Genomic DNA, 24,805 nt, shown 5'->3' with positions numbered 1-24,805 from the left:
CATGAGCTATGGCTAAAAAAAATGCATCGTCGGCCGCCGGGCAGATCCGAATTATCGGTGGTCAGTGGCGCGGCAGAAAACTCCCCGTTCCTGCGAGTCCCGGCTTAAGGCCGACCACCGATCGCGTGCGTGAAACCTTGTTCAACTGGCTGGCGCCGGTTATTCAGCAGTCGCGCTGCCTGGATTGTTTCGCCGGCAGCGGCGCGCTGGGGCTGGAGGCGCTGTCGCGCTACGCCGCGCACGCCACATTGCTGGAAAGGGAGCGTGGCGTGGCGCAGCAATTAACGCAAAATCTGACGCTGCTGCGGGCGGAAAACGCCTGCGTCGTTAATACTGATACCCTGCAATGGCTGGCTCAGGCCGGCGAACCGTTTGATGTGGTGTTTCTCGATCCGCCGTTCCGTAAAGATTTATTGAACAATACGGTATCGCTGCTGGAACGGCAGGGCTGGTTAGCGCCGGACGCCTGGATCTATGTGGAAACCGAGGCCGAGAACGCGCAACTGGCGATTCCTGACAACTGGCGGCTGCACCGGGAAAAGATCGCCGGTCAGGTGGCGTACCGTTTATATCTCCGTCAATAATCATCGTAGAGAAAAGACAATAAGGGGAACATGATGATATGGATTAATCTTGGCCGATTATTGATGCTGGGAATATGGGGTATTCTGATCTTTAACCTGATTCAGCCCTTTCCCCGACCGCTGAATATCTTTATGACGGTGGCGATGATATTCACGCTCCTGATGCACGGCTTCCAACTGCTGTTGCTCAGGGCCAGCCAGCCCAAGGACAGCCCGGCGCTGAGTCAGGCGCTTCAGGCGCGTATTTTCCTGTTCGGGGTGTTTGAACTGCTCGCCTGGCAGAAAAAGCTGCCGAAACAAGCGAAAAAGTAACGGTTATCGCTCACCGGGCCGAAAGCCGACAAAGCGCGTACCCTTGACCTGCAACATGCCCCGCATATCTTTATCGAGCCGGTTGTAATCGGCCTTATCGAGTCGCAGCGCGATCGCGGGGCCGCCGTTCAGCGGCTGAAACGTGGCCTCATAAAACATGCTTTCTACCCGGTAGTCGCTATCGCGAGGCCGGGTGCGGGCGCGTGGAAATTCACGCTTGGCCGTTATTTGCGCCGATATCGTCTGTAGCACAGCCGCATCATTGCGCGCTTCCTGATTGCGCTGTTGCTGATATTGGCGCCAGGCCAGCACCGCAATCAGCGCCAGAGCCAGTATCAGCAGCGGGTGGAAATCACGCATACGTCAGGTTTTTTTGCCGGGAAGATAAGGGAAATGCGTGACGTTATCGCCTAATTCGGAGATGCGCGCGCTGCCTTTTTCCGTCACCGCATCAATGCGGATCACGGCCTGTAAAGGAATAAAGCTGCGGCTGACGCCGGAAAATTCGGTTTTCAGCTTTTCGGTGGACGGATCAATCAGTACCGTTGATTGGCTGTCGAAGACGAAATCGGCAATTTCAATAAAACCAAACAGATTGCTTGATACCAATTCACGCACATAAAGCTGGTAATTTTTACCATTATTCATGAACTGAATACGATAAAGTGCGGGTTCATTGCTCATTCAACCATATTCTCCTTCAAGCTAATTGCATGCGCCAATCCACGGTCCAAACGGGTCGATAACATAGCATGAAGCACCGGTATGCGCATCTGTCTCGCCTGATGTTGTTGATCCTTACCCCGATCCCCTACACTTGAAGGTATCAGGCTATGGATGCCGCAGCGGATTATTACTCAGGATACGCATAAAACGAAAACTGATTCCGGGCTTCGATCCGGCTTGTCTACTACAGAATAAGGATAATCTATGCTTTGGTCGTTTATTGCCGTGCTTTTTTCCGGTTGGTTATACGTTGACGCCAGCTACCGTGGTCCGGTCTGGCAGCGCTGGCTGTTTAAACCCGTTACCTTGTTATTATTGCTGGCGTTGGCCTGGCAAACGCCGCTGCTGAGCGTGCCGGGTTACCTGATCGTGGTCGGGTTATTGGCGACGCTGGCGGCCGATACGCTGATGTTGCTGCCGACACAGCGCCTGCTTTATGCGTTCGGCGCCTATTTTGTTTCGCATCTGCTCTATACCATCAGTTTTTTCACCAGTCAGACGACACTCACCTTTTTCTGGCCGCTGGCGTTGGCGCTGATCATTCTGGCGGCGCTTCTGATCGTAACCGTCTGGAGCCGTCTTGGGGCGCAGCGTTGGCCGGCGTGCGCGTTTATCCTGATGACGACGGTGATGGTGTGGGTCGCCGGCGAACGTTATTTCGCCCTCGGCACGGATTATAACTTCTCTCTGCTGGCCGGCGCCGCGCTGCTGTTTATCGCTCACGCGGCCTGGTTTATCCACCACTACCGAATAAATTTTCGCGCCCATCAGGCCATTGTGGCGGCGTGCTATTTCGGCGGACATTTCTTAATCGTTCGTTCCCTCTATTTTTAGCGTCGGCGGGGGTGCGAAACGCTGGATCGGCCTGATATGACGGTGTAAAGTCTCCGATGAGAATCACTATCATCAATACAGGAGGAAGGTATGCATTCTCATCACCATCACGGCGCTGAAAAGTCAGCATGCTGCCATGAGCACGCCCTTCATTCGTCACGCGCGCAAAAAAGCTGTTGCGCCGTAAAACATGCGCCGGGCGCGGTTGCCGATACCGGTCGGGGCGCGGATCAAAGCCCGTCGGAAAGCAGCGACAACGCCGATTCGGACGATCCCGACGGCGACAGACCGTCGCTATGCCAACGTTTTAGCTGGAAAATCAGCGGGATGGATTGTCCCAGCTGCGCCCGAAAAATTGAAAATGCTCTAAGAAATGTTACCGGAATAGAACAGGCCAAAGTGCTGTTCGCCACCGAAAAACTGGTCGTCGACGCCCGCAATGATGTCCGTCCGCAGGTGCAGAGCGCCGTTCAACAGGTCGGTTTCGCCTTGCATGATCTTGCCCCGCAAGCGCCTCTTTCTCCTGATTCACGCCGTTTTATCCATGAATATGGTTTCCTGATCCTTTTTACGTTGCTGGCGACGGCAAGCTGGGGACTTTCCCTGCTGAATGCGTCCGGCGGACAAATCGTTTTTATCGCCACCACCATCGTGGGTCTGGTGCCGATAGTGAAAAAAGCGTCGCGGCTGATCCGTTCCGGTACGCCTTTCGCGATTGAAACGCTGATGAGCGTGGCGTCTATCGGGGCGTTGCTGATTGGCGCGGCGGCTGAAGCCACGTTCGTCCTGCTGCTTTTCATGCTGGGCGAGCAGTTGGAATCCTATGCGGCCAATCGCGCGCGGCGCGGCGTCACCGCGTTAATGGCGCTGCTCCCTGAAGAAGCCACGGTGATCCGCAATGAGCGGCGTTTCAGCGTGCCGGTCGCCAGTCTGTCGCCCGGCGATGTGATTGAGGTGGCGCCCGGCGGCCGCCTGCCCGCCGATGCGGAACTGCTCGCCGCGGAAGCCAGTTTTGATGAGAGCGCATTAACCGGAGAGTCGGCGCCCGTTGAGCGCGGACCGGGCGAGATGGTGGCGGCCGGCAGCCTGTGCGTCGACCGCAATGTGCGGTTGCGCGTGGTGTCGCAGCCGGGTGACAGCGCCATCGATCGTATTCTGCAATTGATCGAAGAAGCGGAAGAGCGCCGTGCGCCGATAGAGCGTTTCCTCGATCGCTTCAGCCGTTACTACACGCCGGCCATCATGCTGCTGTCGCTGCTGGTTATCGTGATCCCGCCGTTATTGCTGGGCCAGCCCTGGCAGGAATGGATTTATCGCGGGCTGACGTTATTGCTCATTGGCTGCCCCTGCGCGCTGGTGATCTCGACCCCGGCGGCGATTACCTCCGGTCTGGCGGCGGCGAGCCGTCAGGGCGCGCTAATCAAAGGCGGCGCTGCGCTGGAGCTGCTGGGCGGCATCCGCGCGGTGGCGTTTGATAAAACCGGCACCTTAACCGAGGGAAAACCGCAGGTTACGGATATTTTACCCGCCGCGGGCGTCAGCGAGGCCGCTCTGCTGGCGCGCACCGCCGCGATAGAGTCCGGTTCACACCATCCGCTGGCGAAAGCCATCGTGCAACGGGCGCTGGCGGCGAGTCCGTTTTTACCGGTCGCGGATAATCGCCGCGCGCTGGCGGGCATCGGCGTTGAGGGGACGATTGCCGGCAAACGCCTTCAGGTTAGTTCTCCGGCCAAGCTGCCGGCGGATACGCTGGATGCCGACTGGCGTCAGCGCGTCGCGGCGTTGGAAAATGAAGGGAAAACGGTGGTGGTCGTGCATGAAGAACGCCTGGTGATAGGCGTGCTGGCGTTGCGCGATACATTACGTCACGATGCCGGCGCCGCGCTGAACGCATTACGGGCGCTGAATATACGCTGCATTATGCTGACCGGCGATAATCCCCGGGCGGCGGCGGCGATAGCGAACGATCTGGGCATCGATTATCGCGCCGGTCTGCTGCCGGCGGATAAAGTGGCTGCGGTCAGCGAGCTTAATCAGCGGCACCCCACGGCGATGGTGGGCGACGGCATTAACGACGCCCCGGCCATGAAAGCGGCCACGATAGGGATTGCGATGGGCAGCGGCACCGACGTCGCGCTGGAGACGGCGGACGCCGCGTTAACCCACAGCCGCCTGAATGGATTGGCCATGATGATCCGGCTATCGCGGGCCACCCATCGTAATATTCGTCAGAATATTACCATTGCGCTTGGGCTGAAGGCTCTGTTTCTGATCACCAGCGTGCTGGGGATCACCGGTCTGTGGTTGGCGGTGCTGGCGGATTCCGGCGCCACGGCATTGGTCACGGCCAACGCCCTGCGGTTGCTGAAAAAGCGGGATTAATCCTCGGGTTGACGCCCGGCTCCACGGGCGTCATGACGCGGGCCGCGTCTGCTGCATCGCGCGGCCAGGGAATCAACCCCCTTTGCGCAGTAAATAGCGATAGGGCAATTGCTCGATTGCCTGCGCCAGCAGGTGATGCTCCATATAACGGCAGAATCCGGGAATATCGCGGGTGGTCGCCGGATCGTCCGCCAGGATCAGCAGCGTTTGTCCGGTTTCCATTTGGCGTACCGCCTTGCGCACCATCATCACGGGCTCGGGGCAGCGCAGTCCCTGTGCGTCAAGGGTTTTATCGGGATTGGCGAAAGGATCGGTCATCAACGTTCTCTGTGATTAGCGGGTAATAAAAAAACCGCCATAGTTTACGCCGTGGATTTTCAGGCGCAAGCGACGACAACGTTTGCGCAAAAAACAACCATTGCATTGCCGGCGTAAATGCGTATCATGCGCCCGCGCCGTAATAAAAAACCGCCGCCCGCGGCGTTCCAGAAGGATGGCGGGCAAGGCAAGACGATTCTTGGGTTCCCTCACCCCAATAACCAAAAAGGTCACATATATGTATCGATTTACTCCCCAACAGCGGCTGACGGCGCTGGTATGGCTTTCGTTATTTCACATCCTGATCATTACTTCCAGTAATTATCTGGTTCAGCTCCCGGTATCGATTTTCGGTTTTCATACCACCTGGGGGGCTTTCACCTTTCCGTTTATTTTTCTGGCGACCGACCTGACCGTACGGATTTTCGGCGCGCCGCTGGCTCGTCGCATCATTCTGACCGTGATGTTGCCCGCGCTGCTGGTTTCGTATCTGGTCTCCGTGCTGTTCTATCAGGGATCATGGCAATCGTTCAGCGCGTTGGGGCAGGTAAACATTGTGGTTGCCCGCATCGCCAGCGCCAGTTTCATGGCGTACGTGCTGGGGCAAATTCTGGATGTACACGTTTTCAACCGGCTGCGGCAGCGCAACGCCTGGTGGGTGGCCCCGGCGGCATCCACCGTCTTCGGCAACTTCAGCGATACGCTGGCCTTTTTCTTTATCGCCTTTTATCGCAGCAGCGATCCTTTTATGGCCGCCAATTGGATTGAAATCGCCCTGGTGGACTACACTTTCAAACTGCTGATAAGCATGCTTTTCTTCCTGCCGATGTATGGCGTGATGCTGAATATGGTGCTCAAGCGTCTGAGTGAGCAACCGCTCGACATGCCTGGCTTATCCGTTGCGAACCGCCGCTAAACGCGGTTTTGCCTTTGCCGCCCGCAGACGGCGGCGAAACACGGCATCGCCAGAGGCCCGGATTTATGGTTTGTGACAACAAACCGCTTGTTTTTACATACAGAATAGCGTGCGATAATGTCTTAATCTGTTCCAACGAAAAGAAAGGGAACCCTATGCCGAATGTGGTGAAATATCTCGGAATGAGTCTGCTGGTCGTCATGCTTGCCGCCTGTGACGGCAAGACGGAAGATAGCGCGGCGGCGCCAGCGCAGGATAAACCGGCGGCGGAAGCCTCGGCGGGCGTGGCTGTCGAGCTGATGGCGGGCAAGATCGCCTTTACCCTGCCTGCGGATATGAGCGATCAAAGCGGTAAACTGGGTACTCAGGCAAACAATATGCACGTTTACGCCAACGAAAGCGGACAAAAAGCGGTGATCGTGATTTTGGGCGACAACACCACGGAAGCGCTGCCGGTGTTGACGAAACGTCTGGAAGATCAGCAACGTGAGCGCGATGCCAACCTTCAGGTGGTGACCAACAAATCCATTGCGGTGGATGGCAAGGAAATGCAGCAGTTGGACAGCATTATCACCAGCAGCGGACAGCAGGCCTATTCATCCGTGGTGCTGGGAAAAGTGGACGATAAGCTGCTGATCCTGCAAATTACGCTGCCGGCCGGCGACCAGCAGCAGGCCCAGAGCGATGCGGAAAACATCATTCGCACTTTGAAGTTGAAATAGTCAGACGACCACGATCCCCGCGCGCTGATGCCGCTGCGGGGTATGGCCCGGCGGGTTGGAAATAATCGGTTATTGATTACAGTTTGACATCAGAGCGTTATAATTTTCCAGCAATCTTAAGGCTTCGCGTAATCCCCTCATTGAGCTGATTTTCGCATTCTTCCATTTTAACTTTTGATATCAACATATGACTCGTTCTCCCCGATCGACCGCATGGTTGCGAGTTGTCAGCCTTGCTCTGGCAGCATTCATTTTCAACACCGCCGAATTTGTCCCTGTCGCTCTCTTATCTGATATCGCCGTCAGCTTTTCGATGAGCGAGGCCCAGGTAGGGCTGATTATTACCATCTACGCCTGGGTGGTCGGTCTGATGTCGCTGCCGTTTATGTTGCTTTCCAGCAAGATGGAGCGGCGCGGGTTATTAATTAAAGTTTTTATTCTGTTCGCCGCCAGTAATTTTTTATCCGGCGTGGCGTGGAATTTTTGGGTATTGGTGATCGCCCGTGTCGGCGTGGCGCTGTCTCATGCGATTTTTTGGTCGATCACCGCCTCGCTGGCCGTGCGTCTGGCGCCTCACGGCAGAAAAGCGCAGGCGCTGAGCTTGCTGGCGACCGGCACCGCGCTGGCGATGGTGCTGGGCCTGCCGTTAGGCCGATTGGTCGGCCAGTATTTAGGCTGGCGCAGCACGTTTTCGATTATCGGGATTGTGGCTTGCGCGGTGATGCTGGTGATGATGAAGCTGCTGCCTGTATTGCCCAGCCTTCACGCCGGCTCGTTAAAAAGCGTACCCGAGCTGTTTAAACGCCCGGCGTTGCTTTGCGTTTACGGATTAACGGTGGTGATCGTCACCGCGCATTTTACCGCTTACAGCTATATCGAACCCTTTGTACAGAAGGTGGCGATGCTGAGCGACGGTTTTATTACCGCGCTGCTGCTGTTATTCGGCGGCGCCGGGATTATCGGCAGCATGCTGTTCAGCCGCTATAGCAGTAAGTATCCAACCGCTTTCCTGACCACGGCTATCGGACTATTGCCCCTGTGCCTGATCCTGTTATTGCCGCTTTCCTTCAATAACATCGCGTTGGCGCTGTTATGTTGTGTCTGGGGGATCGCGATTATGGCGATAGGGCTGAGTATGCAGGTCAAGGTTATGACGCTGGCGCCCGATGCGACCGATGTCGCCATGTCCCTCTTTTCCGGTATTTACAATGTGGGGATCGGCGGCGGCGCGCTGCTGGGTAATCAGGTGATTACGCATATGAGCCTGTCGGATATTGGTTTCATCGGCGCGGCCTTAGGCGTGATCGCGTTGGGATGGTGCGTTTGGATCTTCAAGCGCTATGCTCTAGTTTTAAACAATACCGTCATCAATTAAAGGTGGTTTCGGGTTTGAATAGGAGCGTTATGAATTCGCAATACACGCGTCTTGTCACCCTGGCGGCTATCGGGGCGACGACCGTGGCGTGCCTGTTGTTTGTCATGAAGCTGTTCGCCTGGTGGTATACCGGTTCGGTGAGCCTGCTGGCGTCATTGGTGGATTCTCTGGTTGATATCGGCGCGTCGCTGGTGAATCTTCTGGTGGTGCGCTACTCGCTTCAGCCCGCGGATTCCAAGCATACCTTTGGCCATGGGAAGGCCGAATCGCTGGCCGCGCTGGCGCAAAGTATGTTTATCGCCGGCTCCGCGTTGTTTCTTATTCTGACGGGTTTGCAGCATATGGTGACGCCTCATACGCTAAGTTCGCCGGAGATAGGGATCTGGGTGACGGTTATCGCCCTGGCGTCAACGTTGTTGCTGGTGTCATTCCAGCGTTGGGTGGTTAAGCACACCTATAGCCAGGCCGTGCGGGCGGATATGCTGCACTATCAGTCCGACCTGCTGATGTACGGGGCGATTTTGGCGGCATTGGTATTGAGCTGGTATGGGATGACGCATGCCGATGCCCTTTTTGCGCTGGGCATCGGCGCTTATATTCTGTACAGTGCGCTGCGTATGGGATATGAAGCCGTGCAGTCGCTGCTGGATCGCGCGCTGCCGGATGAAGAGCGCGACGCTATCGTCAGGATTATTGCGGGCTGGCCGGGGATCCGCGGCGCGCACGATTTGCGCACCCGCCGGTCCGGGCCGACCCGGTTCATCCAATTGCATCTGGAAATGGATGATGCGCTGCCGCTGGTGCAGTCACACCAGATTGCCGATGACGTAGAACAGGCATTGCTTAAACAATTTCCGGGTTCTGATGTGCTTATCCATCAGGATCCGGTTTCGTCAGTGCCGGAAGCGCAACGGGGGATGTTGAATGTGTAGTCCGGCCCTGTTCCGGGTGACTGTCGGTTGCTTCCGAGACGGCGGTGAAAAAATTATTGCGTAATTTAGCCTGACCTGAATCAATTCAGCGACGGGTATTTGTTATAATATGCTTTATTAAAAATTAGAGGGAGGCTGTCGATAACATCCGTAGGTTTTCAAGTGACCAACGCTTGAAAAAACGAACGGAACAATCGGCAGTCAATTTTCGATAGAAGAATCCTGCGAAATTACATCTACAAGTCCAGAGGTTGTCATGATTAAAAAAATCGGAGTATTGACCAGTGGTGGCGATGCACCCGGCATGAATGCGGCAATTCGCGGCGTGGTGCGAGCTGCGCTGACGGAAGGGTTGGAAGTTTTCGGTATTTATGACGGCTATCTGGGGTTGTATGAGAATCGGATGGTGCAGTTGGATCGCTATAGCGTGTCGGACGTCATCAACCGCGGCGGCACTTTCCTCGGATCGGCGCGTTTTCCCGAATTCCGGGAGGATAACATCCGTGAAGTCGCCGTGCAGAATATGCGGGACCAGGGGCTTGACGCGCTGGTGGTTATCGGCGGCGACGGTTCCTACATGGGGGCCAAGCGTCTGACGGAAATGGGTTTCCCCTGTATCGGTCTGCCCGGCACCATTGATAACGACGTCGCCGGCACCGACTACACCATCGGTTATTTCACCGCGCTGGAAACGGTATTGGAAGCGATTGACCGCCTGCGCGACACCTCTTCATCGCACCAGCGTATTTCCATCGTGGAAGTGATGGGGCGCCACTGCGGCGATTTGACCCTGGCGGCGGCGATTGCCGGCGGCTGCGAGTTCATCGTCCTGCCGGAAGTGGAGTTCAGTCCGAAAGATTTGGTGGAAGAGATCAAAGTCGGCATCGACAAGGGTAAAAAACACGCCATCGTCGCCATTACCGAGCACATTTGCAATATTAGCGAACTGGCTAAATATATCGAGAAAGAGACCGGTCGCGAAACGCGCCCCACGGTGCTGGGGCATATTCAGCGCGGCGGTTCTCCGGTGGCTTATGACCGTATTCTGGCTTCCCGTATGGGCGCGTATTCAATCGAACTGCTGCTACAGGGTTATGGCGGCCGCTGCGTGGGTATCCAGAATGAAAAACTGGTGCATCATGATATTATCGATGCCATTGAGAACATGAAGCGTCCCTTCAAGAAAGACTGGCTGGATACGGCTAAGAAACTGTTCTAATCCCACACGACGCTTTTACCTGAATCACAATCCCGCCGCCATCGGCGGGATTTTTAACGCCTTGATTTTGCTGTTCGTCGGGAAAACACCTCGCCGTCAGGCGGCAATATATAACTGTAAGATATATAAAAAAGGCATTTATTATTTTTTGCCCGCCTCCAAAGCTGTTAGCCTGCAAATTACCCTCTCTCACCTTTATCAGTCTGCCCACTCGCCGCTATGAATATCGATCTTCGCCAGTTGCGCCACTTTATCGCCCTGATTGAACATCGCAATTTTACGTCGGCGGCGCAGGCGACCAAACTTTCCCAGTCCGCGTTCAGCCGTAGTATCCAGTCGCTGGAACAAACCATCGGCGCTCGTCTGATCGACCGTAATAACCAACTGGAGCCCACCCCCAAGGGGCTGATCGTGCTGGAACATGCGCGCCGTCTGATTAATCAGACTCACGATCTGTTCAACGACGTACAGCAGTTCAATGGCAAAGAGGCCGGAGAGGTACACTTTGGCTGCGGTCCCGCGCCGGCGGCCTGGCTGATGCCGCAGGTGATAGGCGCCTTTTCCCGCCAGTATCCCAAGGTAAGGATGGTGTTTCGCGTCGATAACTGGCAGGCGCTGGGCCACCGGCTGGCGGCGGAAGAGCTGGGGTTTATCGTGGCGGATACGCGCAATTTTGAATTCGACGCCCGCTATCAGGTGAGGCCGTTGAGCCAGCACCGCTGGGGATTCTGCTGTCGCGAAGGACACCCTTTGGCGGCGTTTGACGAGATCACCGTCGACCAGCTGTTCGCCTATCCGCTGGCGGCCACCATTCGCCCGCCCAATCTTCATCGCGCGCTGGTGCAACTCAGCGGCAAGCAGGACATTCGCACCAGCATTGAGTGTGAAAACGGCTATAGCCTGCTGGATGTGGTGCGCCATTCGGACGCCATCGGCACCACAAATCATTTCCACATACCGAAACAGCAGGGTATTCACATGTTGAAAATCGCCGGTCTGGATGATGACGCCGATGAGTTTTATACCCACTACGGCGTCATCTGTCTGGCGGACGCCCGCCTGCCGCTGCTGGCACGCAAACTGATTGACACTTTCACGCAGGTCGATCACGACCTGCATGGCTCTACGGCATCATTATAACGGCGTAACGCTGAAATCACTGATGGCGTGCCGCGAGTACACGGTACGAAAACCGAAATAACCCGGCGCGGGCGCCGTCGGATACGCGGCGCGAAAGTAGAGGACGTCATCCACCAGAAAGCGGGTTTCATGGCGATCGACCTCAATAGCCACCCGATAACGATGATTGGGCCGCAGCAGATGGTCGGCGTCGGTATATTCTCCCAGCAGCGCGCGTTCCCCCTGTCCGTTGTAGTAACGAAAGCGCGTGGTGCTGTTCCAGTTGCCGCCCATGCCGACATAGTATAAATCCAGATTGTCGTACTCACTCAGTTGACCGCGGCGCGTGAAAAGGTTGGCGCGGGCCGGATCGCGCGCCGCCCAGAACTGGTTGAGATCGGACAGGCGATCGTGCGGTCCGTCGGCCACCAGCACTTCGCGTACAAAGGCGATGCGGTAGGCGCCGGCAAGCGGCGCGTCGAGCCAGAGCGTTAGCCCGGCCGCGCTTTCCAGCGTCAGGCGTTCGGCATCGGCCTGGATGACGGTGCGCTGGGGATCTTCCTGTTCCACCCGCCAGAGACAGGGCTGACCACGCTGGTCGGTTGACCAGGCGAGCGCATAACGATGCGGATCCGCCGTTGCTTCGCGTTCGTTATCTCCGCCGGCCTGATGCGTTTCCTGGAGTGAAGACAATAGGGTGGTGCTTTCAGTGCAACCTGAATACGTCATTTTGATGTCCTGTTAATCTCCGCCTGCCCGGCGGAATCAATGTGAGGAAGGGATATCGTCTAATAAGGCCAGCAGGGCGATGGCCGCCAACCCCCACTGCGCCACGGCGTTTGTGGCCAGATTGGACGCGATGGCGCTGTCCGAATGTTTGTCGATCAACGCGTCGACAACGGCCTCATCAACCGGGTAGAGCGTCTCGGGCGGCGCAATGCGCCGCAGCTCGCTGCCCGGATTGGCAATGCCGCCGCTGCCGTCGTTAAACTCCGTCCAGGCCCGCTGCGCCAGCGCCCGATCGCGCAGACGCCAGGCGGCGAAGGCGGTCAGCCGGGCGTGGCCCTGCGCCAGATTCAATTTCTTCACGGGTTTGCCGACAACGGCGCTTAACGCGACGGGGTCATTGTAGAGTCGGCAGTAATCGAGCCAGGCGCGGGTAAAGGCAGGATCCGGCAGCACCTCAAGCAGTTCGCCGGCGATCTCCGCCAGGCCGAAGACGGCGCTCAGGTGGGAGATCGCTACCTGATCCGGCGGCGCGGGGGAAAAGCGGCCGCTGTCCGGATCGAATTCGGCGCCGCCGGTGAAAAAGCCGTGAGGCTGGGCGGCGATGGTTTGCATGCTATTCAGCAGGCGTTCGCGCATCGTCGGATCGCCGTGCCGCTCCCAGGCCGTCAGCCAGGCCGCCGCCACGGCGCCCCAGTCGGTGCCGAAATAGAGGCTGACGTGTTGCGGCGCGGCGGGTAGGGTCTGTCCGATCTTGCGGCCGGGTACCACGTCGCGCAAAGTGCGTACGCCTTCGATCTGCTCATCCATCAGTTCGCCGATACGTTCGTCGGCGGTGAGGTAGTAGAGAAAACGGCGGTTGGCCGCGGTGGAGATCCTAAGCTGTTTGGCGCTGTCTCCCCAGTGACGCACGTTGTGCCGCGAGCCCAAAGGACGGAAGCGCCCCAGATGGTAAACGTCCACCTCGCCGGTATGGCGGGTCATGGCTTCCGCCATGCGAAACGCCTCCGCCCGGCCGCTGTGCAGGAAGTAGTGCCACAGCCACAGGTCGGTGCTGAGCTCCGAGTTATCCCAGGCATAGCCCCCGACGTCATACCGCCAGACGTGACGGTCGCTGTCATAGGTGTGCATCACGTCGCCAAAGTCCCAGAAGCCGTACCATTTGCGCTGTTCCACCTCCTGGCGATAGAAATCGAAATACCAGTCCAACTGGTTTTCCAACTGCGCGCGTTGCGGCGTGGGGGCCGAGGCTGAGGCCGGGGCCCATAGCGGGCCGAACGCCCTGGCGCGGGACAGATCCTGCGCCTGCGCCACCAGCAGCGGGGGATGTTGCATGCGCTGCGCCAGCGCGACGAAACCGGCGTTGTCCGGCGTGGCGGAGAGGATATCGATAAACAGCTCGCTGGTGCGGGCCACGCCGAGCGGCGAGGTAAAGCCGGGTTCGTAATCCTCGTAGGTGATCTCCAGCCCTTCCCGTTGCGCGGCGAAGGTATCCTGCCCCAGACCGTCGTGGTAGAAGCGCATATCCATCGGTTCCGCCGTGGGCGACCACAGCCATAGCGTCACCGTCGCAAGGGCGGTGTGGGCGTTATTAATCTCCAGGCAGGCCGGGTAGCTCTGCCAGAAATTGCGGATGCCGAACGCCACGCCGCCCTGCGGCGTACCCAGATAGCCGACGCCCGCCGCCCGATCGCCGGTGGCGGACAGCAGCCAGCCTTGCCCTTCTTTGGTCCGTTTATGGATCTGAAAACCATCGGGGTGATGTTGCGTCAGCCGATAGCTGCCGAACGCCGGGATATGGTGTAGCCGTTTTCCCACCGTCGGGGGAAATTCCGCTACCGGCGGCGTCGCTTTGCCGCTCAACTGCGCGTCGATAACGGCGGCGCCGGCATCCCGACGCAACCCGGTAAGGCCGCGCACCGCTTCGCGGAACACGCCGCCCCGATCGGAGGCGAAGCGCACATGGCGATCGTGCAGTTCCCCCTGCAAAGGGATGTCGAACGCCAGTCCCAATCCTTTCAGACTTTGGTGTGGGTCATCGTGGTCATAGATCAGGGTATGCACCACGCGTAGCGACGCGGAGTCGGCGTAGCCATACAGCCGAATGACAAATGGTATATGGGTGACGCCCTGCCGCTGACGATGATGATGGGCGCCGCGCAGCGCGATAACCGTGCGTTGCGGCCCGCGCTGCTCCACCGTCACCGTCTCGACCTGGCCCTGATACTCATCCAGCGTCAGCACCGTATCGGTCTCCGCGCCGGCCTGCACGCGTAGTACCAGCCGCCCGTGCGTCAATGCCAACCGCCGGTCCTGCCAGATTTCCTCAATCAGATGGGGGCCGGATTTGGGGATCAGGCAGCGAATACGGCCGGTATCCACCGTCCATCCGCGATCGTTCTCGCCGACCATCTCCGCCGCGCGGACGGACGCGGGCGGGGCGGGCCGCAGCGTCAGCTTTTCACCGGGCGGCTGCTGGCCTCCCAGCGCGTGGGCCGACCACTTGATGGAGCCGTCCGGCCAGCGGGCGAGGGGCCAGCTTTGCAGCGAATAGGCGCGCTGCTGCCCGTCGCTCAGTTGGAAATCGCTGTCGCCGCGCACCTGTCCTTGCGGCCAGGGAACGCCCCAGGTGACGCCGGCGAAAGAATGCGGAGCCTGTCCGTCCAGCCAGCGCAGGCGCACCTGCGGCGCGGTGGCGGCGTGCGTGGTATTGCCCATCGATGCGGCGGGCGCCGCCGCGCTTTTCCACAACGGCGTCGATAGCGCCAGCAATGTGCCGTCGCGCAGGAAACGCCGGCGTGAATAGGAGATCTTGCTCATTAAATCAGCCTTTGAAGTCGTAACCGACGGTCACGCCGAACATACGCGGCTCGCCCAATACGCCGCTTGTCGCGCTGGAACCTCTGACAGAGCGGTAATAGGTTTTATCCAGCGCATTCTTCACCCACAGCGACACGTTCCACCGGTTGTCGCCTTGTTTGCCGCTTAACCCTGTCGACAGGTTAAGTACGCCATAAGATGGAATACGGCTGTACTCGGAGTCATCTAACGTTCCATAAGCCCAACTGCGCCATGACCATTGGCCAGATACCGATACCTGTAGGTTATTAGGCGTATCCCATTGGTAGCGTACGCGTGCGTTGTAGCTCAGTTTTGGTGATTTAAACACCCGTTGCCCCGACATATCGCACGTTGTGGCGGTGATTTCAGCCGGGCATCTGGCATTGGGGAAATTCAGGTAACGGGCGTCCAGCAGCGTACCCGCCAGACTGATGCTGAGTCCGTCAAGCGGGCGTAACGTCAGCTGTGATTCGCCGCCGCGTGAACGGAATTTTCCTGCGTTAATCAGGTAGCTGGTATCCGTTTCTTCGTCATAGGCGTTATTCTGAAAGTCTTCGACCACGCTCCAGAACAGCGCGGTATTCCACTCCACTTTACGTTGCAGCCAGTGGGTTTTCACGCCCAGCTCCGCCGAGCGGGTTTTCTCCGGGTCGACATACAGCGAATCTATTCCCAATTGTCTCGCCGCGCCGGACGATACATTCAATCCCCCGGATTTTTCTCCGTAACCCAACGTGGCATAAGGCGTGATATTCGGGGCGGCAAACCAGTTCACGCTGATCATGCCGGACGGCAGACGGTTTTTTTGCGACAGCGGGCCGGAATCAAAAGTAGCCCGGTTTTTACGAACGAATGTTCCTTCTTTTTTCTCGTAGGTCTGGCGTAGTCCGATGATAACGTCCAGCGTATCGGTGGCATGCCAGGTACCGCGGCCATAGAGGGAGTACACGGTGTCGTCCAATGTGCCGAATCGCTGCACGTTGATACCCCGATAGCCGTTGCCTACATAGATGGGTACCCTGCTATCGTCGTAGTAATAGGTGTTCGCTGTGGTATCAAGATTTTCGCCCCAGTAATCGACGCCGAGCGAATAATCGATTTTATTTCCTTTAGGGGAGTCTAGCCAGAGGCTTTGCGACCAGACGCGGTCACGCACATCGGCGCCGCTGTCGTGATATAACGGGATACTCCAGTTATCGGCGGTACGGGGTCGAACCCGGAAATAACGCAGGGACGACAGCGAGTTCACGCTGAAACCATTCTTCAGTTTCCAGTTAGCTTCCACCGAGCCGCCACCTTGCGCCACACGGACGATATTTTCGTCATCCATTGCGACCTGGCGGCCGTTCACGATCTTGAGGCCGTTCTGCTCCGCACGCGCGCGGAACGATTCCATACTATCCAGCAGGACTGACACCGGGCGTTGCGTGGCATCGCTGTAGTCCCCGGTGATTCTCAGGCTAAAGTTATCGTTTGGTTGATAGAGCAATTGACCACGAATGCCATTATTGGTGCTTCCCCCGAGTTTATGACCGTTCTCAATGTTAGTGACATACCCGCCTCGTTCAGTACGGGAAAGGTTAATACGCCCGGCCCAGTGGTCGCTCAACGCCCCTGACGCCATCACTTTGGATTGCAGATAACCGCGCTGCCCGAATGATTGCTCCAGCGAATATTCTGGCGTGAAGGTGGGTTTGCGGGTACGAATATCAATGGCGCCGCCGGTGGTATTAAATCCGAACGCCGCTCCCTGCGCGCCTTTTAATACGCGGATATTCTCAATATCCAGCAAATCGTTGGAAACCATCCCTGGGCGGGATAAATAGACGCCGTCCAGAAACACCCCGACGCTGCCCGGCATACCGATATTGGTTCCACTTTCGCCACCATCACCAATCCCGCGGATAGTCACGGTGGTGTCCATCACATCGACAGTCTCAATATCAAGACCGGTCACCGCCTGGGACAAATCCTCAAAACGATACAGGCGCTCTTCTTCCAGCGTTTTGCCATCGATGATTGAAGCCAGCGTGGTCTGAGGCTGTGCCTGAACACGCTGGGCATTCACCTTCACCCGCTTGAGTTGCACCGCGGAACCGGGCGTTGATTGCGTGCCGTTTTTATCCTCGGCGACGTTTGCGGCCACGGTTGACGTTTCCGCCGATTGCGCGTTCGCCGATAGCGTTAAGGCGCAACTCATTAAGGCTGGATGCAGCCATAAATTACGTTTTTTAAAATTCATGTGTCGTTCCGCATTTAATTAAAAAAGGCCCGCCTGTTGCCGTGAAATTCACGGCAATAATAGGTAAAAATAATATCGGGAGGAGATGATTAGCGTGTGGCTTTCAGATAGGAATCATCCAGCCATTGGTCTACATCGAAAGGCTGCCGAATCAGGCGAGCCTCGTAGGCCAGTTTTACCGCCTGTTTTAATTTCGCCACATAGTCGGCGTCCAATTCCGGCGTCAGACGCTCTGATAATGGCGTCAGGGTATCCCATTCGACGCGTAATATGTTTTCCGGGTAACCGGATTGGCTCGCCAATAATTGAATAAAGGCGTCCTTGTTTTTTTCCGCGCTGCCCCAGGCCGCCGCTTCACGCTGAACTTTGACCAAGCGACGGAGAATATCCTCATTACCCCGGGCGAATTTCTCATCCACCAGCAAAAAGCCGCTTAGCTGCCCCGCGCCCTGTAAATCGCGGCTGGAAAGCGGGATCTCCGCCAAGCCTTTATCGCGCAGCGCGAGGGTATTGCTGCCGCCCCAGGTGGCGTCAATTTGTCCGGCGGCCAACGCCGCGCTGGCCGCCGCGAAGTCGAGATTGATGATTTTGAGGTCGGACGCCTTCAGTCCCTGGGAATTCAGGGCGTTAACGAAGGAAAGCTCGGCCGCCGTACCGCGAAAAAGCCCCACTCGTTTACCTTTTAAATCGGTCAACTGATGGATGCCGGAATCGCGGGCGACCCCCAGATAGTGGTCGATGCCGCGCGCCGCCACGGCGATGACCCGCGTGTCCAACCCGCGGGAGCGGCCGATAATGCTGGCCAGATCGCCGAGGTACGCCACATCCACCTGATGGTTGCCGAACGCCTCGTTGATCACCGGACCCGCGCCTTTGATAAAGGTCCAGCGAATGCTGATGCCATCTTTGCCGAACTCGCGCTCCAGCAGCTTCTGGCTATAAATCACGTCAATCAGCCCGCCGCCGCTGGGTTGCGTACCCGCGCCGATATCCGGCGCGGCGATACGAATTTCACTGATGGCCGCCGCCATGCCTGACCACAATATGCTGACGGCCAGCAGCCCGGTGAACAATTTTTTCCGTCCTAAAGTCATCATGGTGTTGTTTACCCGCTCGCTTGTGTGTTTTTCGAATATATTTATTTTTAAAATCGCGCTATTTTCGAACTGCGTGATGTTGTTGCGTCATAATATTTAAACGGTGAGAAATAAACTAACTAATACAAAAAAAGCATTATCATTTTTGTTAATTAGCTAAGCCAGCTTTCATCGTTATATTTTGCTGGTATGCAGTAAACGAAAAAAAATTATTCCAACTATGCATTAGCCTGAATAGAATTATTCCCCGTAAGCTGATTGCACCATAAATATTATCGGACGAGAGGCTTTCCCATCGCGGTCAAATAAATAAAGGTATATCGATATGCATATACATAATTTGACTTTATTGGATGGGACAGAAAAATCGGATAAACGAATTAATGCTGTCAGGAGTAATAACATCATGACGGAATTACTGTATGCGGGAAACGCCGCGGAGTCCCGGCCCCGTTCCCCGCAGGCGACTCAGGTTGTCCGCTCCCTTGGCGATTTTGCTCTACAGCGATTAAATGCGATACGTCCGTCCCGGCCGCAGTATTGGCTGGCGGCGATATTGACCCTGACGCTGCATGCCGCCGCGCTTTCTCTGCTCAATCGTCCGGCGACGCTCCCCGTGACGGCGCCGCCGCGTCCGCAGCCTGTCAGCGTGGAACTGGTCTCCGCCGTTCCGGAAGAGGCGGTACCCGAGGCCGTCGAACCGGCGGCGCCAAGCGAACCGGAACCGCCGCCGCCGGAAACCAAAACGGTGGATGAGAACGCCTTGCTTTCTCCGGTCGTGGAGAAAAAGCCGCCGCCCGTGGCGAAAAAAAAGGTACCGGTGAAAAAGCGCCAGCCGACGCCAAAACCGCCGGCGGAAGCCAAACCGGCATTGGCCTCGGCGCCGTCGGCGACGACGCCTTCTCCGGCCGCGGCGCCAGCACCGCTCACGCCGCCGCTGGCGAATGCCGACTACCTGCATAACCCTACGCCGTCTTATCCGGATGTGGCGATCAGCCGGGGCTATGAGGGAACCGTGCTGCTCAATGTGCAGGTACGCGCAGACGGCAAGGTGCAAACCATTCGTATTCAAAAATCAAGCGGCTATTCGGCGCTGGACGATGCGGCCAGAGACACGGTGCTGCGCTGGTCTTTCGTTCCGGCTCGCCGCGGTAATCAGGCCGTCAGCGGCTGGGTGATCGTCCCTATCGATTTTTCGCTTAATTCATGAGGTACTCGTTATGACGCTCGGACACATTGAACTGGTCTCCCCGGAGGGAGCGGTTATTCTGCTTTTGCTGCTTTTCTCCGTGGCGACCTGGATGCTTGGGTTGTTGAAGTGGGGACAATACCGACGTTTGCAGCGCCGCGACCAACGCTTCCGCGCCGCTTTCTGGCGGCAGGAAGATTTGAGTCAGACGTTATCCAACACCGCCAGCCTGCCCGGCTCTCTCGCCAATCTGGCGCAGGCGGCGCTCAAGGCCCCGGAGCGTATCCGCGGTAATCTGGCCGCCGCCATCCATCTGCCCGATCGGGTGGAGCGGGCGCTGCAACAACAAATCCAGCGCGAACGTCGTTCGCTGGAAAGCGGGCTGGCGATTCTGGCCAGCATCGGCAGCACCTCGCCGTTTATCGGTCTTTTCGGCACCGTCTGGGGTATTATGGCGGCCTTGCAGGAGATTGGTCTGACGGGCTCCGCCAGCCTTGATACGGTGGCCGGCCCCATCGGCAACGCGCTGATCGCCACCGGGATCGGCATCGCCGTCGCCGTACCGGCGGTGCTGATTTACAACTATTTTCTGCGCCGTCTCAAGCTCGCCGTGGCGGAAATGGATGATTTCGCCCACGATATTTACAGCGTGATGCAGGCGCATGATTTTCAAATCAACGACGAGCAGCCGGCGGCGTTCGCGGTGAAAAACATTCGGGAGGTAGTGTGATATGGCTTTCACTTCCCGTAACGATGACGATGTGATGAGCGAGATGAACATCACGCCGCTGGTGGATGTCATGCTGGTGCTGCTGGTGGTGTTTATCGTCACGGCGCCGATGCTCACCAACGCCATTCCGATCCAGTTACCTAAAACCGCAGCGGTGGCGCCGGCCGATCGCAGCGATCCCCTCGTTGTCAGCATCGACGGCGAACAGCAGATATTTATCAATAAAGAGCGCCTTGATCGTGAACAGTTGATCCCCCGTCTGCAACAGGCCAGGGCCGCCGACGAGAGCCTGGCGGTGCAGGTGCAGGCGGATAAAGAGGCCAGTTACGGCACGGTCGCGGCGTTGCTGGCCGATATGGAGCAGGCGGGCATTACGCGCCTGTCTCTGCTGACGCAGAAATAATGTTGCCGGGTAAGTCTGAAACCATGATGCCCAAATCCGTTTCGCGCAGCGCAGCGCCGTTTCTGTCCGCCGCCGCCGCGGGGTATGTTGCGTTGGTGGTGCCGCTGTTGCTGCTGGCATGGTGGTGGCTTGCCAGCCGACTCGGGTGGATGTCGGAGCAAATTCTGCCTTCGCCGGCGGCGGTGGCGGCAAGCGCGCGGGCATTTATCCCCGAAGAGCTGATTCATCAACTGCCCATCAGCCTGATGCGGCTGGCGCTCGGTTTGGGCGGTGGGATCGCGCTCGGGCTGCTGCTTGGTTGCCTGTTGGGTCTGAGCCGTCGTCTGCATGCGCTGTGTATGCCGTTATTCACCGTTATTGCGCAGATCCCCACTCTGGCCTGGATCCCGTTATTTATGCTGGCGTTGGGCATTGGCGAGGCGCTGAAGCTGGTGATTTTGGTGAAATCCGTCACCGTACCCGTCACGCTGTACAGCTGCGCGGGTATTCAGCAGACGCCGCAGAAGCTGCATGAAATGGCGCGCAGTCTGCGCCTGCCGCCGACGGCATTCCTGCGCCTGCTGATTATCCCGGCGATGTTGCCCTACGTGATGACCGGCATCCGGCTCGCCTTCTCGCAGGGCTGGGTGTCGCTGATTGCGGTGGAACTGCTGGCCTCCAGCGAAGGGTTGGGCTACCTGCTGGTGCAAAGCCGCCAACTGTTTATGCTGGATCTGGTGTTCGTCTGTATTCTGATCATCGGCCTTTTCGGTTTTGCCGGCGAGCGCTTGCTGCTGTGGCTGGAACGACGCTGGGTACACTGGCCCGCGCCGGTGCTGGGCCGCGACGCGATGACTTCTCCGCTTTCCAGCCTGTCGGTGACGCCGTGGCTCTTGCCGCTGTTGCTGATCGTTTGCTGGCAGATAAGCGGCGATCGCGCTTGGATCAACGCCGCCTTCCTCCCGGCGCCGGATCGCGTCGTCGAGACGCTATTTATCGGGCTGGCCAACGGAGACCTGCTGACCGATCTGACCGCCAGTCTGATACGCTCCCTGCAAGGGTTTGCGTTGGGCAGCGCGGCGGGCGTGCTGGCGGGCGCCTGGCTTGGCGGCTGGCACATGGCCGACAGGCTGTTTAATCCGCTATTGTCCGCGCTGCGCAGCGTGGCGATTTTTGCCTGGCTACCGCTTATCACCGCCTGGTTTGGCCTGGATGATGCGGCCAAAGTGGTGTTTATCGCCATCGCCGCTTTCTTTCCGGTGTTGCTGGCGACCCGACAGGGCATCGCGCAACTGCCGCCTACGCTACAGGAGGTGGCGCGCATGCTGCGGTTGCGGCCGCTGCAAAAGCTGCGAATGCTGGTGCTGCCCAGCGTGCTGCCTTCCCTCTTTTCCGGTTTGCGACTGGCGCTGATGCACGCCTGGACCGGCGCCATCGGCGCGGAATATTTTATTCCTTCGGGCGCAGGACTCGGCGGCATGATGATCCGCGCCCAACAACTGCTGGAGTCCGAGCGGATTATCGCCGGCGTGGTGCTGATTGCCGTCGTCGCCGCGATTTTTTCCCGCGTTATCACCTTGTCTGAACGCCATCTGACCGGCTGGCGTTTTAAGTAACCGCGAATGGAGAACCCATGTCCCTGCAATTTCAGCACATTAGCAAACGGTTTACGGTGAATGGTACGTCCCTGACGGTGTTGCAAGAGATTAATCTGGCGCTGCGCGTCGGCGAACTGGTCGCCATTATTGGCGCCAGCGGTTGCGGCAAATCGACGATTTTGCGTTTGGCGGCGGGTCTGGAGGACGCGGAGCAGGGGACGATCCTGCTGGGCGATCGCCCCGTGCAGGGCATTCCCGCCGACGTCAGCCTGGTGTTTCAGGAACCGCGATTGTTTCCCTGGCTCACCGTGGCGGACAATATCCGGCTCGGCATGCTCAATCTCGATCTCTCTGCGGCGGAGACGGCGGGGCAGATCGCCCACTATTTGCAGATGATGGGGCTGGAAAGGTTTGCCGACGCCTTGCCGCACCAGCTTTCGGGCGGGATGGCGCAGCGCGTCGCCATTGCCCGCGGGCTGGCCTCGCGCCCGAAAATCCTGTTGCTGGACGAACCCTTCGGCGCGTTGGACGCGCTGACCAAACAGCAGTTGCAGCAGCGGCTGGCCGATATTCGCCGGCAAACCGACCTGACTATTCTGCTGGTTACGCACGATGTGGAAGAAGCGGTCTTTCTGGCCGACCGCGTGGTGGTGATGTCTCCCCGCCCGGGGCGGATCAGCGCTATCCTGCCGGTGGAGCTCCCTTATCCGCGAATGCGTACCAGCCAGACGCTGCTGACGCAGCGCCAGCGCCTGAGCGAAGCATTGAGTCGGGCGGATCCGCAGGTCGCGGCCTCTTTCTGAACTGAACGACCGCGCATAGGGAACCGCCCGCCGTTTATCGACACTTACCCTCTATAGGCGTTTACGGCGCGTCCGGCGTATCGGGACGGGTTGTGTTTAAGGGGGGGAGCGCATGTCTGAAGCGAACTATGCCAGGGCATTATTGTTACGCTGGATGGAGAAACAGACGGCGGTGGACGGCATGCCCAATCTCGATACGGGCGTTACGGCGATGCTTAACGGGCAGGAACTGTTGTTAAGGCTGCCGGAAACGCGGGAAACCCTGTTTATTTTTACGCCGGTTTATACGTTGGATTTCGCGCGCGACGGCGAACTGCTGGCGCTGGGTCTGATGCTGAATTTGGAACCCGGCCTGATGTGCGGCGCGGCCATCGGGCTGGAAACCCAGCGCCGCCAGTTGATGCTGACGGCGCATCAGGACATCCGCGCTTTTGATGATCGGATGTTGAGCGCATGGCTGGAAAGCGCGGTCGCGCTCGCTCTGCGCATCCGGGAAGAGTTTTCCTCGCTGGCGGGCGGACGCAAGACGTCGACCGCCGCCCATGCCTCGCCATTCTCCGCGGTTTTCCGCACGATGCGTTCCTTCGACGCGGCGAGATAGCGGCCATGCGTATCCACCATACCGTCGCGCCGGCGACGACAACGCCGCCTTCCCGAACGCAAAGCCCTACGACGCAGGCCTCCGGGTTTGACGTAATGCAACGACAGCCGACGTTTACGCCATTGCTCCAGAAAGCGGGGCATGGCGATTTCTCGTTGCGCGGGTTGCTTAACAAACTGCCTTCCATGCCGCATTCCATCTCGCTGCCCGTAACGAGTCATCTTTATTCGGCTGGCAAGAATATGGAGACGCTGGGGAAGAAACCGAGAATTTATGAGTCGAATCTGGAAATCGCCTGCCATGAGTACTCGGGGCAAGCCATTCTGATGGACCAGTTTGACTATACGCAGACGCTGAAAACGCAATTGCCCGCGATGCGGGACAAGGTGGCAGGCGTGGAAAGCGGCGCCTGCCTGGGGTTATCGATGCTCTGGCTGTTGGGGCGTCACAGCAGTCTGGATGATAAAACGGTAATCGATAATTTGCTGGGATACGATGTGGACGACGACAAAGTGATATCGGAGGCCAGAGCGAAAAGCGGATTAGAAAAAGTCCATATCGTGCAGGACACCTTTCAAATCAGAGCGCAGATTAACAGTCAGTTGAAAGACCGGCGGTTTAATAACGTCAGCCCGGTCATTCAACGTTATAATTTGATGCAGCATATTGGCAATATGGCGAGGATGACCGTCGTGCCGGTGAGCGGGGAAACGCCGTTTGTATTGCTCAATCGCCGGGTAAATCTGGGGGACGGGCTGGCGCGGGATGTGCTGCGCGAAGGGCGGGAACAACTGTTGACGGTGCAGTCCGACGGCCACGCCATGGCGATTTACACCAATGGTCACGATCAATACGCGTTTTACGACCCCAATCACGGGATGTTCAATTTTCAGCATAAAGAAAATTTTACCGCCTTTATGAACCGGATAGGAAAAATGCTGGATGTATCGTCCCAGATGCTGGGAAAAGGCGATCCGAACCAATTGATGCTGATGGAGCTCTGCGTTCTTTGAGATACGCAGTAAACCTGGTAATCCCGCTCGCAAGGCGGGATTTCTTATTATTGCCGTCGGTCGATTAACTGGCATAATGCGCCGATCGTTTTCGGTGAATACCTGACTCCGGTATTTCAGTTCAGGCATCGGATGCCTTGTTGA

The 24,805-nt window shown here is 57.7% G+C and carries 24 protein-coding genes; 17 read left to right on the top strand and 7 right to left on the bottom strand.

Features of this window, described 5'->3' with window-relative positions:
• The first annotated feature begins 8 nt into the window (after nucleotides 1–8).
• Complete coding sequence (gene rsmD, locus ABRZ26_RS21320) at nucleotides 9–584, top strand: 16S rRNA (guanine(966)-N(2))-methyltransferase (protein WP_319606115.1); 576 nt, start codon at nucleotides 9–11, stop codon at nucleotides 582–584.
• Between the two features lie 33 nt (nucleotides 585–617).
• Complete coding sequence (locus ABRZ26_RS21315) at nucleotides 618–896, top strand: DUF1145 family protein (RefSeq protein WP_319606140.1); 279 nt, start codon at nucleotides 618–620, stop codon at nucleotides 894–896.
• Nucleotides 897–899: 3 nt separating this feature from the next.
• Here the strand turns inward: ABRZ26_RS21315 and ABRZ26_RS21310 are convergent, their stop codons facing one another.
• Entirely contained in the window at nucleotides 900–1,256 is a 357-nt protein-coding gene (locus ABRZ26_RS21310) for a DUF2500 domain-containing protein (protein ID WP_319606114.1), read from the bottom strand.
• A gap of 3 nt (nucleotides 1,257–1,259) precedes the next feature.
• Nucleotides 1,260–1,580: a DUF1820 family protein gene (locus tag ABRZ26_RS21305; protein WP_319606113.1), complete on the bottom strand. Its 321-nt coding sequence runs from the start codon at nucleotides 1,578–1,580 to the stop codon at nucleotides 1,260–1,262.
• Between the two features lie 246 nt (nucleotides 1,581–1,826).
• Here ABRZ26_RS21305 and ABRZ26_RS21300 point away from each other — a divergent pair, with 246 nt between their 5' ends.
• Nucleotides 1,827–2,456: a lysoplasmalogenase gene (locus tag ABRZ26_RS21300; protein WP_319606112.1), complete on the top strand. Its 630-nt coding sequence runs from the start codon at nucleotides 1,827–1,829 to the stop codon at nucleotides 2,454–2,456.
• Nucleotides 2,457–2,546: 90 nt separating this feature from the next.
• Nucleotides 2,547–4,838, top strand: a complete 2,292-nt coding sequence (locus ABRZ26_RS21295) for a zinc/cadmium/mercury/lead-transporting ATPase (RefSeq protein WP_319606111.1) — start codon at nucleotides 2,547–2,549, stop codon at nucleotides 4,836–4,838.
• 72 nt (nucleotides 4,839–4,910) lie between these two features.
• Here ABRZ26_RS21295 and tusA read toward each other — a convergent pair whose 3' ends face one another.
• A complete protein-coding gene (tusA, locus tag ABRZ26_RS21290; RefSeq protein ID WP_319606110.1) occupies nucleotides 4,911–5,156 on the bottom strand; it encodes a sulfurtransferase TusA in 246 nt (81 codons plus the stop codon).
• Nucleotides 5,157–5,394: 238 nt separating this feature from the next.
• Between tusA and ABRZ26_RS21285 the strand changes: the two genes are divergently transcribed.
• The 6 genes from ABRZ26_RS21285 (at nucleotide 5,395) to ABRZ26_RS21260 (ending at nucleotide 11,460) form a co-directional block, all read left to right on the top strand.
• A complete protein-coding gene (locus tag ABRZ26_RS21285) occupies nucleotides 5,395–6,072 on the top strand; it encodes a 7-cyano-7-deazaguanine/7-aminomethyl-7-deazaguanine transporter (RefSeq protein WP_319606109.1) in 678 nt (225 codons plus the stop codon).
• 155 nt (nucleotides 6,073–6,227) lie between these two features.
• A complete protein-coding gene (locus ABRZ26_RS21280) occupies nucleotides 6,228–6,794 on the top strand; it encodes a DcrB family lipoprotein (protein WP_319606108.1) in 567 nt (188 codons plus the stop codon).
• A gap of 187 nt (nucleotides 6,795–6,981) precedes the next feature.
• Complete coding sequence (locus ABRZ26_RS21275) at nucleotides 6,982–8,169, top strand: sugar transporter (protein WP_319606107.1); 1,188 nt, start codon at nucleotides 6,982–6,984, stop codon at nucleotides 8,167–8,169.
• Between the two features lie 29 nt (nucleotides 8,170–8,198).
• Complete coding sequence (gene fieF, locus ABRZ26_RS21270; RefSeq protein ID WP_319606106.1) at nucleotides 8,199–9,101, top strand: CDF family cation-efflux transporter FieF; 903 nt, start codon at nucleotides 8,199–8,201, stop codon at nucleotides 9,099–9,101.
• Between the two features lie 256 nt (nucleotides 9,102–9,357).
• Complete coding sequence (gene pfkA / locus ABRZ26_RS21265) at nucleotides 9,358–10,320, top strand: 6-phosphofructokinase (RefSeq protein WP_319606105.1); 963 nt, start codon at nucleotides 9,358–9,360, stop codon at nucleotides 10,318–10,320.
• A 219-nt stretch (nucleotides 10,321–10,539) separates the two neighbouring features.
• The gene (locus ABRZ26_RS21260) at nucleotides 10,540–11,460 is read left to right on the top strand and encodes a LysR family transcriptional regulator (RefSeq protein WP_319606104.1); all 921 of its coding nucleotides are present in this window, start codon (nucleotides 10,540–10,542) and stop codon (nucleotides 11,458–11,460) included.
• Here ABRZ26_RS21260 and ABRZ26_RS21255 read toward each other — a convergent pair.
• The 4 genes from ABRZ26_RS21255 to ABRZ26_RS21240 all read right to left on the bottom strand — a co-directional run bounded on the left by ABRZ26_RS21255 (nucleotide 11,455) and on the right by ABRZ26_RS21240 (nucleotide 18,345).
• Nucleotides 11,455–12,168, bottom strand: coding sequence for a DUF6250 domain-containing protein (locus ABRZ26_RS21255; protein WP_319606103.1), 714 nt, complete (start codon nucleotides 12,166–12,168; stop codon nucleotides 11,455–11,457). The two genes, ABRZ26_RS21260 and ABRZ26_RS21255, sit on opposite strands and share 6 nt — an antisense overlap.
• A gap of 36 nt (nucleotides 12,169–12,204) precedes the next feature.
• Entirely contained in the window at nucleotides 12,205–14,985 is a 2,781-nt protein-coding gene (locus tag ABRZ26_RS21250; protein ID WP_319606102.1) for an exo-rhamnogalacturonan lyase family protein, read from the bottom strand.
• A gap of 4 nt (nucleotides 14,986–14,989) precedes the next feature.
• On the bottom strand, nucleotides 14,990–17,248 hold the full coding sequence (locus ABRZ26_RS21245) for a TonB-dependent receptor (RefSeq protein WP_413556367.1): 2,259 nt from the start codon (nucleotides 17,246–17,248) through the stop codon (nucleotides 14,990–14,992).
• Nucleotides 17,249–17,337: 89 nt separating this feature from the next.
• Nucleotides 17,338–18,345, bottom strand: a complete 1,008-nt coding sequence (locus ABRZ26_RS21240) for an ABC transporter substrate-binding protein (protein ID WP_319606101.1) — start codon at nucleotides 18,343–18,345, stop codon at nucleotides 17,338–17,340.
• A gap of 406 nt (nucleotides 18,346–18,751) precedes the next feature.
• Between ABRZ26_RS21240 and ABRZ26_RS21235 the strand changes: the two genes are divergently transcribed.
• From ABRZ26_RS21235 to ABRZ26_RS21205, 7 genes are all read left to right on the top strand, one after another.
• Entirely contained in the window at nucleotides 18,752–19,555 is an 804-nt protein-coding gene (locus ABRZ26_RS21235) for an energy transducer TonB (protein WP_319606100.1), read from the top strand.
• Nucleotides 19,556–19,565: 10 nt separating this feature from the next.
• Nucleotides 19,566–20,264 (top strand): MotA/TolQ/ExbB proton channel family protein, encoded by a 699-nt coding sequence (locus ABRZ26_RS21230; protein ID WP_319606099.1) that lies wholly within the window; start codon nucleotides 19,566–19,568, stop codon nucleotides 20,262–20,264.
• 1 nt (nucleotide 20,265) lies between these two features.
• On the top strand, nucleotides 20,266–20,667 hold the full coding sequence (locus ABRZ26_RS21225; RefSeq protein WP_319606098.1) for an ExbD/TolR family protein: 402 nt from the start codon (nucleotides 20,266–20,268) through the stop codon (nucleotides 20,665–20,667).
• Nucleotides 20,668–20,690: 23 nt separating this feature from the next.
• Nucleotides 20,691–22,262, top strand: a complete 1,572-nt coding sequence (locus tag ABRZ26_RS21220; protein ID WP_319606097.1) for an ABC transporter permease — start codon at nucleotides 20,691–20,693, stop codon at nucleotides 22,260–22,262.
• Between the two features lie 17 nt (nucleotides 22,263–22,279).
• The gene (locus ABRZ26_RS21215; protein WP_319606096.1) at nucleotides 22,280–23,047 is read left to right on the top strand and encodes an ABC transporter ATP-binding protein; all 768 of its coding nucleotides are present in this window, start codon (nucleotides 22,280–22,282) and stop codon (nucleotides 23,045–23,047) included.
• 112 nt (nucleotides 23,048–23,159) lie between these two features.
• A complete protein-coding gene (locus ABRZ26_RS21210; RefSeq protein WP_319606095.1) occupies nucleotides 23,160–23,648 on the top strand; it encodes a CesT family type III secretion system chaperone in 489 nt (162 codons plus the stop codon).
• A gap of 5 nt (nucleotides 23,649–23,653) precedes the next feature.
• Nucleotides 23,654–24,661, top strand: a complete 1,008-nt coding sequence (locus tag ABRZ26_RS21205) for a YopT-type cysteine protease domain-containing protein (RefSeq protein ID WP_319606094.1) — start codon at nucleotides 23,654–23,656, stop codon at nucleotides 24,659–24,661.
• Nucleotides 24,662–24,805: the final 144 nt, after the last annotated feature.

Origin of the sequence: Brenneria sp. L4-2C (genome assembly GCF_040240335.1) — a bacterium.
Classification (GTDB): Bacteria; Pseudomonadota; Gammaproteobacteria; order Enterobacterales; family Enterobacteriaceae; genus Brenneria.
Note: the sequence above shows the minus strand (reverse complement) of the source record. Positions and strands in the feature narration are given on the sequence as shown.